The organism is Lysobacter sp. BMK333-48F3 (assembly GCF_019733395.1).
In the GTDB taxonomy this organism is placed as follows: Bacteria; Pseudomonadota; Gammaproteobacteria; order Xanthomonadales; family Xanthomonadaceae; genus Lysobacter.
Genome location: NZ_JAIHOO010000001.1, coordinates 4,548,413 through 4,564,857, shown reverse-complemented (window position 1 = coordinate 4,564,857; position 16,445 = coordinate 4,548,413). Strand labels below are relative to the sequence as shown.

The following is a 16,445-nucleotide window of genomic DNA, read 5'->3' as shown; positions in this document are numbered from 1 at the left end:
CCGCGGTGCGCGCTCACCCGTGCTGGCGGTGCATCGCGCGGTTCTTGCCGGCGTGCTTGGCCTCGTACAGCGCGGCGTCGGCGACTTCCAGCAAGGGCTTGTAGGACGTACCCGGCGCCGGCATCGCGGTGGCGCCGCCGACGCTGACCGTGATCCGGCCGCCGGCGGCGCGTTCGTTGGGAATGTCCAGCGCGCGCACTTCGGCGCAGATCTGCTCGGAGACGATGCGCGCGCCTTCCAGGTCGGTGGCCGGCAGGACCAGGGCGAACTCTTCGCCGCCATAGCGCGCGGCGACGTCGGCCGGGCGCCGCGCGCAGCCGCGGACCACGCCGGCGACCGCCTTCAGCACCTCGTCGCCGGCCAGGTGGCCGTAGGTGTCGTTGTAGAACTTGAAGTAGTCGACGTCGATCATCAGCACCGAGAACGCGCTGCGCTCGCGCGCGGCGCGCGGCCATTCGTGATCGAGGAAGGAATCCAGGTAGCGGCGGTTGTTGAGCCCGGTGAGGCCGTCGACCTCGCTGAGCCGGCGCAGCACCTCGTTCATCTCCATCAGCTTCTGCTGGTTCTCGCTCAGTGCGCGATAAGCGGCGTCGCGCTCGACCTGGTTGAGGTAGGCGCGCGAATGGTGGCGGATGCGCGCGATCAGCTCGATCGGGTCGGGCAGCTTGACCAGGTAATCGGCCGCGCCGGTGGCGAAGGCCTGGCTCTTGACCGCGGCGTCTTCCTTGCTCGACAGCACCACGATCGGCACGTCGCGCAGGATCGGGCTGTTGCGGTACAGCGGCACCAGGCTCATGCCGTCGATGCCGGGCATGACCAGGTCCTGCATGATCACCGTCGGCCGCAGCGCCTCGGCGACCGCGACCGCTTCGCCGGCGTGGGCGCAGTAGTGGTATTCGATGTCGGCGGCGCTGGCGACCGCGCGCCGCACCGCCTCGCCGATGATCGGCTGGTCGTCGACCAGCAGCACGACGATGCGGCCGGGGCGCAGATCGGCGGGAGCCGGCTCGGCGGTGGCGTTCATTGCGATGCGCTCCGTAGATCCCCGAACAGGACTCGCAGCCGCGCCGCGATCCGGTCCAGGGGCAACACGTCGACCGCGGCGCCGAGTTCGGCGGCGGCCTTGGGCATGCCGTAGACCGCGCTGGTGGCGCGGTCCTGGGCGATGGTGGGATGGCCTTTGCGGCGCAGGCCGAGCAGGCCGCTGGCGCCGTCGCGGCCCATGCCGCTGAGCAGCACGCCGGCGATCGGGCCCGGCCAGCGCTCGGCGATGCTGTCGAAGAATACGTCGACCGACGGCCGATAAGGTTGCTCTTTCGGCTCGGCCGTATAGTCGAGTACGCCCTCTGGCGTCAGCACCAGATGCTCGTTGGTCGCGGCCAGCAGGACCTCGCCGGCGACCAGGCCGTCGCCGGGGCGGGCCAGCCGCACCGGGTTGGGCGAGTAACGGTTCAGCCACTCGGCCATGCTGCCGGCGAATTTTTCGTCGATGTGCTGGACCACGGCGATCGCGGCCGGGAATCCCGCCGGCAGGCCGCCGAGCACCTCGGCCACCGCCGCCGGGCCGCCGGCGGAGGCGCCGATCGCGATCAGGCGTTCGCCGTTGCCGGCGCGGCGGGTCGGCATGCGCGGCGCGCGCGCCGGCCGGTCGCCGATCAGGCGGCCGATCAGGTCGATCTTGGCCAGCAGGCCGTCGGCCGCGCCCGGCGCGTCGCTGCCGAGCGCGGGTACGTCGGTGGCGTCGAGCGCGCCGTGGCCCATGGCCTCGAACACCAGCGGCGCGTTGCCGCCGACGCTGGCGGTGACCACCAGGATCGCGCAAGGGCTGCGCGCCATGATCTGGCGGGTCGCCTCGACCCCGCCCATGCCGGGCATGACCAGGTCCATCAGCACCAGGTCGGGGGTGTTGCGCGCGCACTGCACCACCGCGTCCTCGCCGCTGCGCGCGGTCCACACCACGGTGTGGTCCGAGCGCTGGCTCAGCGCGCGGCGCAGCGCCTCGACCGCGAGCGCGAGGTCGTTGACGATGCCGATTCTCATGCCGATCCGCTCATAGCCTTGTCTTCATTGGGTGATTGCCCGGTTGCGTCGTCGCGCCGCGCTCATGCCGAGGCCTCGCCGATCAGGTCGACCACCGCCTGCAGCAGCGCTTCCTCGTGGAAACCGCCCTTGGTCAGATAGAAATCGGCACCGGAGTCCAGGCCGCGGCGGCGGTCCTCTTCGCGGTCCTTGTAGGACACGATCATCACCGGGGTGGTGCGCAAGCGGGCGTCCTTCTTGATCAGCGAGACCAGCTCGATGCCGTCCATGCGCGGCATGTCGATGTCGGTCACCACCAGGTCGAAATGGCCGGAGCGCACCGCGTTCCAGCCGTCCATGCCGTCCACCGCCACTTCCACCGCATAGCCGCCGCTTTCGATCAGCTTGCGCTCCAGTTCGCGCACGGTCAGCGAGTCGTCGACCACCAGCACCCGCTTGCGGGTCGCGGCCTGGGCGCCGTCGTCGTAGCGCACCTGGGCCAGGTGGCCGGTCGAGACCAGGCGTTCGATCGAGCGCAGCAGGTCCTCGACGTCGACGATCAGCACCGGCGTGCCGTCGTCGAGCAGGGCGCCGGCGTCGATGTCCTTGACCTTGCCCAGGCGCGGATCCAGCGGCTGCACCACCAGCTCGCTGACGCCGACGAAGCGGTCCACGGCCAGGCCGTATTCGTGCGCGCGGCCGCGGTCGCCGAGCACCACCACCTGCAGTTGCTCGGGCGCCGATTTGGCTTCGCCGCCGAGCAACTGCTGCGCCGCGACCAGGCCGATCCGGCGCCCGTCGAGGGCGAAATGCTGGCGCCCTTCCAGCCATTGCAGGTCGTGGCGCGCGACGATCGCGGTGCGGGCGATCTGCGCCAGCGGGAAGGCGTAGGGTTCGCCGCCGATCTCGACCACCAGCGCGCGCAGCACCGAGGTGGTCAGCGGCAGGTGCAACTGGAAGCGCAGGCCCTGCTCGGGACGCACGCTCAGGCGCACGCTGCCGCGCAGCTGCTTGACCATGTTCTGCACCGCGTCCAGGCCGACGCCGCGCCCGGAAATTTCGGTCACGGTGCGCTTGAGGGTGAAGCCGGGCAGGAACAGGAACTCCAGCAATTCGGCTTCGCTGAGCCGTTGCGCGGTGGCCGGGTCGGACAGGCCGCGCTCGATCACCAGCTCGCGCACCCGGTCCACCTCGATCCCGCGCCCGTCGTCCTCGACCACGATCTCCAGCAGCCCGGCGACATGATGCGCCTCCAGGCGGACCCGGCCTTCGACCGGCTTACCCGCGGCGATGCGTTCGGCGGGCGTTTCGATGCCGTGGTCGACCGCGTTGCGCAGCAGATGGCCGAGCGGCGCCTCCAGCCTGGCCAGCACGTCGCGGTCGACCTGGGTCTTGGCGCCGGCGATCTCCAACCGGGCCTGTTTGCCGAGTTCGCGGGCGACGTCGCGGACCATCCGGTTGAGGCCGCGGGTGCCGTCGGCGAAGGGCCGCATGTGGCTGGCCAAGGCTTCGTCGTACAGGCGATGGGCGACGCTGGCGAAGCGGCGTTCGAACAGGTCGAGCTGGTAACTGCGCTCGCCGAGCAGGTGCTGGGCTTCGCCGAGCGCGGTACGCGCCTGCAGCAGCAAGGCCGCGGCGCGCTGCTCCTGGGCCAGCGCCGGCGCGGCTTCGGCCAGCCGGTCCAGCGCCTGCGCGCCGGCATGCTGCAGTTGCTTGAGCCGGTTGAGCGAGCGCAGGAACGGATCCAGCCAGCGCGACACCACCAGCGATTCGCCGGCCAGGCCGAGCAGGCGGTTGAGATTGCGCGCGTCGATGCGCAGCACGCGTTCTTCGGCCTCGGTCTCGGCGGCGGACGGCTCGGCCGTCTGCGCGGCCGCTGCGGGCGCCTGCGCCGCCGCCCGGCCTGGCTCGGGCGCTTCGCCCGCGGCGCTCGCCGCGGGTGGCGGCGCGGCGCGTTCGCCGGCCAGGGCCGCCGCGAGCGCCTCGCGGAAACGCAGCGCCTCGGGCGCCTCGTCCTGCATCCACGGCCCGGCCTCGGCCGCCGGGGTCGAGGCGATCCGCACCAGCAGGTCGACGCCGCCGAGCAGGGCGTCGATGGTGCCCTGGTCGAGGACGATGCGGCCGTGCTGGGCCTCGACCAGGCAATCCTCCATCGCATGCGCCACCGCCACCGCCGCCGACAGGCCGACGATCCGCGCCGCGCCCTTGAGCGAATGCGCCGCGCGCATGCACGACTCCAACTCGGCGGCCGAGGTCGGCTGGCGTTCGAGCAGCAGCAGGCCGTCGGTCAGCAGCTGGCTTTGCCCCTCCACCTCGAGGCGGAACAGGTCGTGCAGGGAGTAGTCCTGGAGATTGCCGTTGCTCATCCCAGCCGCCGGTTGATGCTGCTCAAAATCAGTTCGGCGTCGAGCAGGCCGACGCTGCGCGAGACCGGTCCGGCCGCGGCCGCCGCGGCGTGGGCGCCGCCGTCCCGATGCGGCACGCTCCATTGGAGCACGCCGGTGCTGAAACGCGAGGTCGAATGGGCCACCGTCGACGGCACCGGCAGGCATTCGGCCGGATCGTAGCGGTGCGAGCCGTGCACTTCGTCGGCCTCGAAGGCCAGGCGCTGGTCGTGCTGGGCCAACACCACCAGGCGCCGGCGCGCAGGCGCCTGCGCGCGCGCCGCGTCGAGCTGGAACAGCGATTCCAGGGCCACGCATACGGTCAGCCGGCCGCGCACGTTGACCAGTCCGCGCACCAGGCCGTCGCGGCGGTGCGGCAGGCTGTGCACGCTGCGCGGTTCGATCACCTCGTCGACCACCGCGCTGTCCAGCCCCAGCCATTCGCCGCCGAGCCGGAACAGGAAGGCCGAGCCGCTGAGCACGGCCTGGCCGGCGTGGCGCGCCGCGGCCTCGGCGGTGGCCTCGCACAGGTCTTGCGCCTGCGGCGCGCGCTCGAGCAGGCGCGCGACCGCCGAGCCGATGGCGCCGCGTTCGTCGCCCGGGTTCATGCGCGGTCTCCGCTACGCGATTCGTGCTTGCGGTGGCGCTGGGCGCGGCTGCGCAGCACGCGCGCGCCGGCGGCATCGCCCTTGGCGTCGAGCAGCAGGGCCAGGTGCATCAGGGTTTCCTCATGGGCGGGGTCGAGGTAGAGCGCCTTGCGGAAGCTGTCCTCGGCGCGCGTGGCCTGGCCGATCGCGCCGTACACCAGGCCGAGCAGGTGCAGGGGTTCGACCGAGGGCCCGCGTTCGCGCAACTGCGCCTGGCAGATCGCGATCGCTTCGTCGAAGCGGCCATCGTCGGCGGCGCGCTGGGCGGTCTGCAACGGCGATGCGTCCGCGGCCGGCGCGGTGGCGGTAGGCGGCGCAGTGCGCGGACGCGGCGCGGTAGCCGCCGGCCCGGTCGCGGCGGGCGGGCTGGCGCGCTTGCCCGGAGCGGGCGCGGCCGTCGCAGGCTTGGCCGTCGCAGGCTTGGCCGTTGCGGGCTTGACCGCGCGCGCCGGCGCGACGGCCGCCCCGGCCGTCGCGGCATCGGTCGCGCCGGGTTTGCGGAACGCGAACGCCATCGGCAGCTGCGCCGAGACGAAGCCCAGCGACAGCATCAGCCCGGTTTCGGCCGGGCCGACGAACATCAGCCCGTCCGGCCGCAGCAGGCGGTCGAGCACGGCGACGGTGCGGGCCTGGGTCGGCGGGTCGAAGTAGATCAGCAGATTGCGGCAGAACACCGCGTCGTACACCGCTGCGCCGGGCAGGAAGCCGATGTCGAGCACGTTGCCTTGGCGGAAACCGACCCGCTCGCGCGCCGCCGCGCCGAGCTGCCAGCCGCCCGGCACCGGGCTGAAGTGGCGTTCGCGGTACTGCAGGTCGCTGCCGCGGAACGAGTTGTTGCCGTAGATCGCGCGGCGCGCCTTGGCCAGCGCGCGTTCGCTGATGTCGAACGCGTCGATCGCCAGGCGCTCGCCGGACAGGCCGGCGTCGAGCATCGCCATGGCCATGGTGTAGGGCTCTTCGCCGGTGGAGCAGGGCAGACTGAGCAAGCGCAAGCGTTCGGGCGCGCGTTCGCCGGCGCCGCCGGGACCGAAGCGCTGGGCCAGCGCGGCGAAGGCTTCGCGGTCGCGGAAGAACCAGGTCTCCGGCACCACCACCGCCTCGATCAGCTCCTGCTGTTCCAGCGGCGAGGCGCGCAGCGCCTGCCAGTAGCCGGCCAGGTCGGCGCTGCCGACCGCGGCCATGCGTTCGCGCAGGGCGCGGTCGACGATGGTCGGGCCGATGGTGCTGGCGTCCAGCCCCATGGTTTCCTTCAACCAGCGCTCGAAGCCGGCGAGTTTCATGCGCTCTCGCGGCCCACCGCCGCGAACAGCAGGTCGCGCAGCGACGCCGGCAACAGGCGTTCGACCTGGATCCACTGCAGCAGACCGTGCGCGTCGGCCGCGACCGGGCCGAGGTAGGCCGCGCCGGCGCTGTCGACGCCGCTGGGCGCGAACTCGGCCGGGTCGCGCTGCACGGTCTCGATGACGTGTTCGGCGATCAGGCCCAGGCTGCGGTTGCGGCCCGCGCCGTCGGCGTAGGGCACCAGCACCACCCGGGTGCTGAGCCGCGCCTGCGCCGGCCGGCCCAGGGCCAACTGGCTGAGGTCGATCAGCGGCACCGGTTCGCCGGCGTAGTCGAACACGCCGGCGACCGCCGCCGGCGCCTGCGGGATCGCTTTGGGCGCGACCATCCGCAGCACCGCAGTCACCCGCCGCGCTTCGATCGCGTATCGGTCCTGGTCGAGCTGGAAGACGAGAAAGAGCACGCGTTCTCCGCTGGGTCGGTCGCGCCGCCGGCGCCTTCGCTCAGGCCAGCAGCTTGAACTTGGAAATCCCGTCGCGCAGGCTGGCGCTGACCTGGTGCAGTTCGTCGATGGCCTGGTTGGACTGGCGCAGCGCGTCGACGGTCTGTTGCGCGGCTTCGCTGAGCTGGCTCAGGGCCAGGTTGATCTGCTCGGCGCCGGCGGCCTGCGCCTGCACGCCTTCGTTGGCGGCATCGAAGCGCGGCACCATGGTCTGCACGTGGTCGATCACCTGGGTGAGCTGCTCGCCGACCCGCTGCACGTCGCCGGTGCCGCGGCGCACCTCTTCGGAGAACTTGTCCATGCCCATCACGCCGGCGGAGACCGCCGACTGGATCTCGCGCACCATCTGCTCGATGTCCAGGGTCGCCATCGCGGTCTGATCGGCGAGGCGGCGGATTTCCACCGCCACCACCGAGAAGCCGCGGCCGTATTCGCCGGCCTTCTCGGCCTCGATCGCGGCGTTGAGCGAGAGCAGGTTGGTCTGGTCGGCGACCTTGGTGATGGTGGTGACCACCTGGCCGATGTTGTTGGCTTTTTCGGCCAGCACCGCCAGCTTGCCGCTGATCGCCGCGGTCGCCTCGATCATCCGGCGCATGGTCTCCTCCATCTGCGCCAGGCCGTCCTGGCCGTTGCCGGCCAGGGTCGCGGTCTGTTCGGCGCTGGTCGCGACCGAGTCCATGGTCCGCGCCAGTTCCTTCGAGGTCGCGGCGATCTCGCGCGAGGTCGCTCCGATCTCGGTGGTGGTGGCGGCGATCTGCGCCGCGGTGGCCTGCTGTTCGCGCAGGGTCGCGGTGATCTCGTTGATCGAGGAATTGACCTGGATGCCCGAGGTCTGGACCTGGCCGACCAGGCCCGACAGCTCGCCGCTCATCTTGTTGTAGCCGTGGGCGAGGGTGCCGAACTCGTCGTTGCGGCGGAAATTCAGGCGTTGGCTGAAATCGCCCTTGGCGAACACCTCGGCCGCGCCGGCCAGGCGCTGCAGCGGCTCGGTGATCGCCTTGAGCAGGTAGAACCCGGCCAGCACCGCGACCAGCAGGGCGACGGAGAAGGCGATGCTCATGCCGTAGCGGGCCGACTGCACTGCGTCGTCGATGCGCTTGCCGGAGGTCACTGCGCGGTCGTTGTTGTATTCGATCAGCCGCCCGATCGCCGTCTCGGCCTTGTCGAAGATCGGGTCGATGCGTTCGCGCAGGGTCTTTTGCAGGGCGGCGGTGTCGCCGCTGCCGGCCTGGCGCAGCAGTTCGGCCTGCTGGGCGAACAGCGGCGCGGTCAGGCCGGACAGGGTCTGGAACGCGGCGCGGTCTTCGGCCTGGACGATGCTGCCCTCGTAGTGCTTGGCCGTGGCCTCGTAGGCGGCGCGGCGTTCTTCCAGCCGGGCCTGGGCGGCGGGCAGTTCGGCCGCCGGCAGCGCGGCCAGGCCATGCACGGCGGTGTAGTACGAATGCCAGGCCGCCTCCATCTGCCCGGCGGCGTACAGCCCGGGAATGGAGTCGTTGCGCAGCAGGTCCTCTTCGTCCTGGATGTGCTGCAGGCGGACGAAGGCGATGCCCCCCATCACCAACATCGCGGCGACGATGATGGCGAAGCCGAGCACGATGCGTTGGCGAATCGAAATGTTATTCATGGCCCATCCTGTCGGATTTGTCGCGACTTCTCTAGCCCGGCGGGAACGGCGCGAGGCGGGGGGCGTGACACGCTCATGCGCGGGCTCCGGCGTTGGCGAAACGTTGGGAACTGCGAGCGACAACGGGTAGCGGCGGTGCTTGGCGAGCGGAGCATAGAGGCAAGCGGGGGAGGCCCGGACGTGACCGAGTTCGCACCGCGCGCAGGCCGCTTTCGGCGTATCGCATCCGCTCCCCTGTGTCCGTCGGCCGCCCGGCCTGGGCGACGCTGCGGCGCCAGCCCGGTCCCGGATCGCGTCCGGACCGCGCGCCCCAGGCGACGGTCGCCGCCCGGCAAACCTCGGCCGGCCTAGCCGATACCAACGCAAGGCCGCTGCGGCGTCGGCCGCGGCGTGCGCTCAAGCCCGCGGCCATAGCCAGGCCGACGCCAGCGCGGCCAGCACGCACCAGGCGATCGCCGCCAGCGCCGGCAGCCGCGTCCGCGCCAGCAAGGCGATGCCGACCGCGACGATGGCCAGGTCGCGGACGTCGCCGATGCCCTCGCGGACGATCGGGTCGTACAGGGCCGCGGCGAGCAGGCCGACCACCGCCGCGTTGATCCCGGCCACCGCGCGCGCGGCCCAGGCGCGGCGCATCCACGCCGACCACAACGGCAGCGCCGCGGCGACCAGCAGCAGGCCGGGCAGGAACAGCGCCAGCAGTGCGGCCAGGGCGCGCCACGGCGCCGGCGTCGCCAGCGGCAAGGCCGCGCCGAGGTAGGCGGCGAGCGAGAACATCGGCCCCGGCATCGCCTGCGCCGCGCCGTAGCCGAGCAGGAAACGGTCCAGGTCGAGCCAGCCGCTGGCGACCAGACGTTGTTCCAGCAAGGGCAGCACCACGTGGCCGCCGCCGAACACCAGCGCGCCGGCGCGATAGCAGGCGGCAGCCAGTCCCGCCAGCGATGCCGGCCCGCCGGACCACAGCAAGGCCGCGCCCAGGCCCAAGGCGAACAGCGTCAGGCACAGCAGGGCGACGCCGCGGCCATAGCCCGGCGCGAACGTCGGCGCGGCCGGCGTCGATTCGGCGACGGGCGCCCGGCACCAGGCCAGCCCGGCCGCGCCGCCGGCGGCGACGGCGAGCAACTGCACCCAAGCCCCGCCGATCAGCGCGATCGCCAGCGCGCTGGCCAGGGCGATCAGGCGCCGGCGCCAGTCCGGGGTCAGGCTGCGCGCCATGCCCCAGACGCCGTGCGCGACCACCGCCACCGCGACCAGCTTCAATCCGTGCACCAGGGCGGTGCCGGTGGGGTGGGCGATCCAGTGCGGCGCCGACGCCGCCAGCGCGAACATGAGCAGCGCCGAGGGCAGGGTGAAGCCGACGAAGGCGGCCAGCGCGCCGCGCCAGCCGGCGCGCAGCAGGCCGATGGCGAAGCCGAGCTGGCTGCTGGCCGGGCCGGGCAGGAACTGGCAGATCGCCAGCAACTGGGCAAAACCGGCCTCGTCCAGCCAGCCGCGCCGGCGCACGAACTCTTCGCGGAAATACCCCAGGTGGGCGATCGGGCCGCCGAACGAGGTCAGGCCCAGGCGCAGAAACACCCGGAACACCTCAAGCATGGGCGACGGCAACCGGACGCGGCGGCAGAAACGGGGCAGACAACGGTTCGGCGCCGGCGGTCACGGTTTCGGGGTCCTGTTCAGCGGATTTAGCGTTCGCTGCAGCGCAGCATGAATGTGACAACTTGCGCAAATTACATTTGCCCTGCGGCCGCTCCTGGTCGCGGTTCGACTCAAAGGGTACTCGCCATGACGTCCTCGTTTCGTATCGCCTTGTTGTGCGGCGCGGTGCTGACCGCGCTGGGCGCTTCCTCGGCCGCAATCGCCGGCGGCCGGCCGGATCTGGTGCTGGCGGGGCTCAAGGCCGGGCAAGCGCATCGCGCCGGCGAAGTGCTGGTCAAGTTCCGCGACGGCAGCAGCGCGAGCCAACAGGGCGCCGCGCGCCAGGCTTTCGGCCTGGACAAGCTCAAGACCCTGCGCGGCGGCAATGCGCGCAACGGCGAACTGGCGCTGTGGCGAGTGGCGCCCGGGCGCGATCTGGCCGCGACCGTGTACGAACTGAGCAAGAACCCGAGCGTGGAATACGCCGAGCCGAACTGGGAGTACCAGCACCAGGCGACCTCGAACGACACCTACTACACCAACGGCTCGCTGTGGGGCATGTACGGTTCGGGCACCAGCCCGGCCAACGCCTACGGCTCGCAGGCCGCGCAGGCCTGGGCCGGCGGCCATACCGATTGCAGCAACGTGGTGATCGGCATCATCGACGAAGGCTACATGTACTCGCATCCGGACCTGGCGGCGAACGCCTGGACCAATCCCTACGACCCGGCCGACGGCGTCGACAACGACGGCAACGGCTATGTCGACGACGTCCACGGCTGGGACTTCGAAGGCGGCAACAACGAAGTCTTCGACGGCGCGGGCGACGACCACGGCACCCACGTCGCCGGCACCATCGCCGGCGCCGGCGGCAACGGCCAGGGCGTGGCCGGCGTGTGCTGGAGCGGGGTCAAGCTGATCAGCGGCAAGTTCCTCGGCCGCCGCGGCGGCAGCACCGCCGACGCGATCACCGCGATCGACTACTTCAACGACCTCAAGAGCCGCCACGGCCTCAACATCGTCGCCACCAACAACTCCTGGGGCGGCGGCGGCTTCTCGCAGGCGCTGCAGGACGCGATCGGCCGGGCCAACACCGCCGGCATCCTGTTCGTGGTCGCGGCCGGCAACTCCGGGGTCAATTGCGACACCTCGGACTGCTACCCGGCCGAGTACCCGAACCCGAACGTGCTGGCGGTGACCGCGCTGCGTTCCAACGGCACCCAGATCTACAGCTACGGCGCCACCACCATCGACATCGGCGCGCCGGGCTACGGCATCTGGTCGACCGTGCCGGTCTCGTCCAAGGGCAAGGTGATTCCGGGCTACGCCAGCTACAACGGCACCTCGATGGCGACCCCGCACGTGACCGGCGCGGTGGCGCTGTACGCCTCCTCGCATCCGGGCGCGAGCGCGGCCGACATCAAGAGCGCGGTGATGAGCGCGGCGATCGCCACGCCGTCGCTGAGCGGCAAGACCGTCAGCGGCGGCCGGCTCAACGCCAGCGGCTTCTGAGTCCGGCGCCGCCCGCGTCCGCCCGCGCGACGGGCGAGGGCAGGGACACGACAGTACCCAACAGCGGCAAAGCAGAAGGCCCCGGTTTCCCGGGGCCTTCGTTTTTCTACCGCGCTGCCGCCGGCTCAGTTCTGCGCCGGGGTGTTCTCGGCGAAGTACTCGTGGTTGTCGGCGTTGTCGAGCGCATTGGCCGGGTTGCTGATCGCCAGATTCTTGGCGCCGGCCTGGCCGTAGACGTGGTCGTCGGTGCCGGCGACGGCGTTGAAGTGGCTCATCTCGTGGATCAGGGTGCCGGCCTTGGAGTCGGTGCCGGTCAGCGGCGCGGTCCAGAAGGTCTTGCAGACGAAGATCTCGTACGGCTGGTTCGGATACACGTAGGCGTAGTAACGCTGGTTGCAGCCGCAGTTGACGGTGATCTGGCCGTTGCTCTGGTCCATGGCCTGGTCGATCGCGACGAAGTGCTGGCTGGCGGTGCCGTAGCGCGCCGAGGTGTAGGCGCCGAACCAGGTGGTGTAGCGCGGGCCGACGGTGCCGGCGGCCAGGTAGCCCTTGGCGTTCTCGGAATAGCCGCGCGCGGCGGTCACCGCGTTGCCGATGGTGCCGATCTGGGTCGCGTTGCAGCTCTTGTAGGTCACCCCGCCGACCACCGTGCCGCCGCCGCCGGGCTTGCCCTGGGCGGTGACGTCGCCGCCCTTGCCGGCGCTCCACAGGCTCAGCGGCACGCTGCGCGCGACCAGCGGCAGACCGTTGTCCTGGCGCAGCAGGCTGCCGTCGGACAGCGAGGCGTACTGCAGGGGCGAGTCCAGGTTGACCACGTACTGGCCGCGCTGGGAGAAGTCGTAGGCCTGCGACAGGTCGATCGTGCTGCGCAGGGTCTGGCCGGCGCGCAGGATCGCGAAATCCTCGGCCTGGGGCAGGCCGCGCTTGATCATCGGGCCGAGGTAGTCGACCGCGACGCCGTCGCGGCTGACGTTGAACAGCTTGGACTCGGCCAGGGCGGAGGGCAGCTGCCACTTCGGCACGCGCACGGTGTGGCGGCTGGTGTTGGTCACGGTCACTTCGACCAGGCCGTCGAAGCGGCCGGACGAATCGGCGACGGCCATCAGGCCGATGCGCAAGGGATTGGCTTTTTCGTACTTCGGCGCCGCGGTCACCGAGGCGATCGCGCCGGCCAGCACCACGCTGCCCGCGACCGCGGACATGAGACTGATTTTCATTCCGAAACCCCCGAACGTAAGTGAACAAAATGAACGGCAAAGGCCCGTCGCGCGGACCTGATCGCACCTAAGCAGAGCGCGTGCGCGAATGCATTCTGCGATGCGGCAAACGCGCTCCGGTGCGATTAAGCCAGAATGCGCATACTGCGCTCGACGGCAATGCCGTCCGCGGCCCGGGGGCGCGAAAAACCATGACCGTCACAGCAAAATCACGCACGAACGACGAGGTGCAAGCGATGCGAACCATCAAGCGGACGGCAGCGGTCCTGCTGCTCGGCCTCGGCCTGGCGGCCGGGGTCCAGGCCCAGACCATCGGCTACAACATCCGCACCGGCGACGTGTGGGTCGACACCCGGCTGGGCGAGATCAACGACTACGGGTATCGCTATCGCGATCCCTTCATCAACGAAATGACCGGCTACTACGGCGCGCCGCGCTCGCTGATCGACGAGTTGCTCGGCCGTCGCGGCTGGGCGCCGGGCGACGTCTACTACGCCTGCGCCATCGCCCGCGCGCTCGGCGTGCCGTGCTTGAACGTAGTGCGCGAGTACGACCGCCATCCGGGCCAGGGCTGGGGCGCGGTCGCCCAGCGCATGGGCATCAAACCGGGCTCGCCGGCCTTCCACGCGCTCAAGCGCGGCGCGGTCGGCACTTACGACCGCTGGGGCTATCCGATCACGGTCAACCAGAACGTGCGCGTGGACTGGTCGCAGCACGGCCCGGGCAAGGGCAAGGGCGGTCCCAAGAGCGGTCATGAGCGCGGCGGTCCCGACCGCGGCCCCGGCGCCTCCGGCAAGGGCCGCGACAAGGGCCCGGGCCACGGCAAGCCCGACAAGGGCGGGCAGGGCGGCGGTCACGGCAAGCCGGACAAGGGCGGCCACGGCGGCGGCAACGGCAGAGGCGGCGGCAACGGCAAGGGCCACTGAGCCGCGCGATCGACCCGCAACGACTGCGACAGCCGGCCTTGCGCCGGCTGTCGTCGTTTGCGAGCCGACCCTATCGGGCGAAACCGCGGAAATGTGATGGCGGTCGCGCGCATCCGCCTGTCCACGGAGGCGTCCGCATGCACATTGGGCGTTGGATCAGGAGCGAGGAACGCCCTTCATGTCGGACCCGAACAATCCCACCCGCGAGCGCGGCCTGCTGTACGGCTTCATGGACCGCCTCGGCATGTTGCGCCATCCTGCGCCCTCGCCGCAGTACCAGCCTACGTTGGAACGGCCCAGCGAGCGCGTCGCGGTCGAATTGATGATGGACGGCTACGAGGCCGGCAGCGACAAGAAGATCGACGGTTGGAAACGGCTCGATCGCGACGAGTTGCAGCAGCGCGGGGTCGACGCCGATCGCCTGCAGGACGCGTCGACCGGCCTGGACGTCACCGTCTACGCCAAAGGCGACAGCCTCGCGGCCAATTTCTGCGGCACCAAGCCGACCTCGTTCAAGGACTGGCTGACCAATTTCAAGCAGCACATCGGCCTGGATAGCCCGCAGCACGATCAGTCGGTGGAAGTCGCCAAGCACCTCAAAACGGTGTGCGGCCCGAATCTGGTCTGCCTGCTCGGCCACTCCAAGGGCGGCGGCCAAGCCATGCTCGCCTCGACCGTGACCGGCGTACCCGCGATCGTGGCCAACTCGGCCTCGCTGCACGAGAACACGCTGGCCAAACACGGCGTCGACATCGGTGCGGTCGACAAGCCGGCGCTGCCGATCAAGACCCTCAGCATCGAAGGCGAAGTGCTGGCGAACCTGCAGAGCGCGAGCCCGTTCAAGACCCATCAGGACCTCGGGGTCAACCGGACGTTTCCGCAGGCCCTGATCGAACGCGGCAGCGCCGAGCAGATTTTCTGCAAGTACTACGACCAGGGCATGTCGATGGACGAGGATATGACCAAGCTCGTCTACGACAATACGCGTTCGCTCAAGTTCCACTTCGCCAGCTCGATGAAGCAGGCCCAGGACATGGACGCGCGCCTGGACGAGCGTTCCGGCTCGATGGTCCAGCAGGCCTTGAAGGGCGGGCTCAAGCAGGTCGACGACATCGTCGAAAGCCGCGATCGCCGCAGCCTGTTCCTGGTCCAGGGCGATCCGAACAACGTCTCGCACAAGCGGGTGCAGATCGACGGCGGGCTGGACGGCCTGAATACCCAGTTGCTGCTCGACAAGCTGCGTCAGCACGACGGTTTCGCGCAATCGCTGTCGGCGACGACCCAGACCCAGGGCCAGCAGCAGGCGCCGACCCTGCCGACGCAAAAGCCGGGTTCGCTGTGAACCGCCGCCGGAGCCGCATCGACGCGGCTCCGGCCTGCGCGCCGCGATCGGCTCAACGCGAATCGTCGCCGGACCCGGGCTGGCGCATCAGCCGAGGTTGTCCTCGATAGGCCAGCTGTCGTCGATAGGCCCGTTGTCGTCGATCCGGTCCCGGGCGATCCGGTCGATGTCGGTGGCGATGAAGCCGACGCTCTGAACGATGCGCGGACAAAACGCCGCGCCGCGCATGGCAGCGGTGGGAGCGGCTTGCTAGTCTGATTTTTTGCCGTCGCGCCGCGCCATGCGGCCGACGCCGGCCAGGAGCGTCCACCGATGTCGATTCTCGTTACCGGCAGCGCCGGCCACCTCGGCGAAGGCCTGATGCGCCGTTTGCGCGCTCAGGGGCGGGCGGTGCGCGGCGTGGACATCAAGTCCTCGCCCTACACCGACGCGGTCGGTTCGATCGCCGATCCCGAATTCGCCGCCGCGGCGATGCGCGGCGTGCGCCAGGTGATCCACGCCGCGACCTTGCACAAGCCGCACGTCGCCACCCACAGCTACCGCCAGTTCGTCGACACCAACGTCGCCGGCACCCTGGCCCTGCTCGAGGCGGCCCTGGCCGAGCGGGTCGAGGCTTTCGTGTTCACCAGCACCACCAGCGCCTTCGGCGCGGCGCTGAGCCCGGCGCCGGGCGAACCGGCGGCGTGGATCGACGAGGACGTGGCGCCGGTGCCGAAGAACATCTACGGCACCACCAAGATCGCCGCCGAGGGCCTGTGCGAGCTGTTCCACCGCAAGCACCGCCTGCCGGCGCTGGTGCTGCGCACCTCGCGCTTCTTTCCCGAAGACGACGACGATGCGGCGGTGCGCAGCGTCTACGGCCCGGCCAATGCGCAGGCCAACGAACTGCTGTACCGGCGCGCCGATATCGAGGACGTGGTCCAGGCCCATCTGTGCGCGATCGAACGCGCGCCGGCGCTGGGTTTCGGCCGCTACATCGTCTCGGCCACCAGCCCGTTCTCGCGCACCGAGCGGGCCGAACTGCGCCGCGACGCCGCGGCCGCGGTCGAGCGCCACTACCCGCACTGCCGCGAGCTGTACGCGGCGCAGGGCTGGCGCTTGTTTCCCCAGCTCGACCGGATCTACGACAACGCGCGCGCGCGCCGCGACCTGGGCTGGCGGCCGCACTACGACTTCGGCCACGTGCTGGACTGCCTGCGCGAGGGCCGCGACTTCCGCAGCGAACTGGCGCGCGAGGTCGGGGTCAAGGGCTATCACGCGCAGCGCTTCGAGGACATGCCCTATCCGGTGGCTTGAACGGCGACTGGAGCGGGCGATTGAAGCGGGCGACCGGAGCGGACGGCCGGCGCCGTCGCGACG

14 protein-coding genes are annotated in these 16,445 nt (G+C 70.8%); 4 read left to right on the top strand and 10 right to left on the bottom strand.

Features of this window, described 5'->3' with window-relative positions; translation table 11 throughout:
* Positions 1 to 13: 13 nt before the first annotated feature.
* From K4L06_RS19640 to chrA, 8 genes are all read right to left on the bottom strand, one after another.
* Positions 14 to 1,024 (bottom strand): diguanylate cyclase, encoded by a 1,011-nt coding sequence (locus tag K4L06_RS19640; RefSeq protein ID WP_221672992.1) that lies wholly within the window; start codon positions 1,022 to 1,024, stop codon positions 14 to 16.
* The gene (locus tag K4L06_RS19635) at positions 1,021 to 2,040 is read right to left on the bottom strand and encodes a chemotaxis response regulator protein-glutamate methylesterase (protein ID WP_221672991.1); all 1,020 of its coding nucleotides are present in this window, start codon (positions 2,038 to 2,040) and stop codon (positions 1,021 to 1,023) included. Before K4L06_RS19635 ends, K4L06_RS19640 begins: the two co-directional genes overlap by 4 nt.
* 62 nt (positions 2,041 to 2,102) lie before the next feature.
* Positions 2,103 to 4,385 (bottom strand): hybrid sensor histidine kinase/response regulator, encoded by a 2,283-nt coding sequence (locus tag K4L06_RS19630; RefSeq protein ID WP_221672990.1) that lies wholly within the window; start codon positions 4,383 to 4,385, stop codon positions 2,103 to 2,105.
* Positions 4,382 to 5,011: a chemotaxis protein CheW gene (locus tag K4L06_RS19625; protein ID WP_221672989.1), complete on the bottom strand. Its 630-nt coding sequence runs from the start codon at positions 5,009 to 5,011 to the stop codon at positions 4,382 to 4,384. Before K4L06_RS19625 ends, K4L06_RS19630 begins: the two co-directional genes overlap by 4 nt.
* The gene (locus tag K4L06_RS19620) at positions 5,008 to 6,330 is read right to left on the bottom strand and encodes a protein-glutamate O-methyltransferase CheR (protein WP_221672988.1); all 1,323 of its coding nucleotides are present in this window, start codon (positions 6,328 to 6,330) and stop codon (positions 5,008 to 5,010) included. Before K4L06_RS19620 ends, K4L06_RS19625 begins: the two co-directional genes overlap by 4 nt.
* Positions 6,327 to 6,794: a chemotaxis protein CheW gene (locus K4L06_RS19615; RefSeq protein ID WP_221672987.1), complete on the bottom strand. Its 468-nt coding sequence runs from the start codon at positions 6,792 to 6,794 to the stop codon at positions 6,327 to 6,329. The genes K4L06_RS19620 and K4L06_RS19615 overlap by 4 nt, the downstream gene beginning before the upstream one ends.
* A 40-nt stretch (positions 6,795 to 6,834) precedes the next feature.
* On the bottom strand, positions 6,835 to 8,457 hold the full coding sequence (locus K4L06_RS19610) for a methyl-accepting chemotaxis protein (RefSeq protein WP_221672986.1): 1,623 nt from the start codon (positions 8,455 to 8,457) through the stop codon (positions 6,835 to 6,837).
* A gap of 396 nt (positions 8,458 to 8,853) precedes the next feature.
* Positions 8,854 to 10,047, bottom strand: a complete 1,194-nt coding sequence (gene chrA / locus K4L06_RS19605; RefSeq protein ID WP_221672985.1) for a chromate efflux transporter — start codon at positions 10,045 to 10,047, stop codon at positions 8,854 to 8,856.
* Between the two features lie 189 nt (positions 10,048 to 10,236).
* Between chrA and K4L06_RS19600 the strand changes: the two genes are divergently transcribed.
* Positions 10,237 to 11,601, top strand: coding sequence for a S8 family serine peptidase (locus K4L06_RS19600; RefSeq protein WP_221672984.1), 1,365 nt, complete (start codon positions 10,237 to 10,239; stop codon positions 11,599 to 11,601).
* Positions 11,602 to 11,726: 125 nt separating this feature from the next.
* Here the strand turns inward: K4L06_RS19600 and K4L06_RS19595 are convergent, their stop codons facing one another.
* The gene (locus tag K4L06_RS19595; protein WP_221672983.1) at positions 11,727 to 12,818 is read right to left on the bottom strand and encodes a M35 family metallo-endopeptidase; all 1,092 of its coding nucleotides are present in this window, start codon (positions 12,816 to 12,818) and stop codon (positions 11,727 to 11,729) included.
* A gap of 236 nt (positions 12,819 to 13,054) precedes the next feature.
* Here K4L06_RS19595 and K4L06_RS19590 point away from each other — a divergent pair, with 236 nt between their 5' ends.
* Together K4L06_RS19590 and K4L06_RS19585 are read left to right on the top strand one after the other, a co-directional pair.
* The gene (locus tag K4L06_RS19590) at positions 13,055 to 13,744 is read left to right on the top strand and encodes a hypothetical protein (protein ID WP_221672982.1); all 690 of its coding nucleotides are present in this window, start codon (positions 13,055 to 13,057) and stop codon (positions 13,742 to 13,744) included.
* A gap of 178 nt (positions 13,745 to 13,922) precedes the next feature.
* A complete protein-coding gene (locus K4L06_RS19585; RefSeq protein WP_221672981.1) occupies positions 13,923 to 15,086 on the top strand; it encodes an XVIPCD domain-containing protein in 1,164 nt (387 codons plus the stop codon).
* Between the two features lie 87 nt (positions 15,087 to 15,173).
* Here K4L06_RS19585 and K4L06_RS19580 read toward each other — a convergent pair whose 3' ends face one another.
* Entirely contained in the window at positions 15,174 to 15,314 is a 141-nt protein-coding gene (locus tag K4L06_RS19580) for a hypothetical protein (protein ID WP_221672980.1), read from the bottom strand.
* Between the two features lie 84 nt (positions 15,315 to 15,398).
* Between K4L06_RS19580 and K4L06_RS19575 the strand changes: the two genes are divergently transcribed.
* Complete coding sequence (locus K4L06_RS19575; RefSeq protein ID WP_221672979.1) at positions 15,399 to 16,382, top strand: NAD(P)-dependent oxidoreductase; 984 nt, start codon at positions 15,399 to 15,401, stop codon at positions 16,380 to 16,382.
* Positions 16,383 to 16,445: the final 63 nt, after the last annotated feature.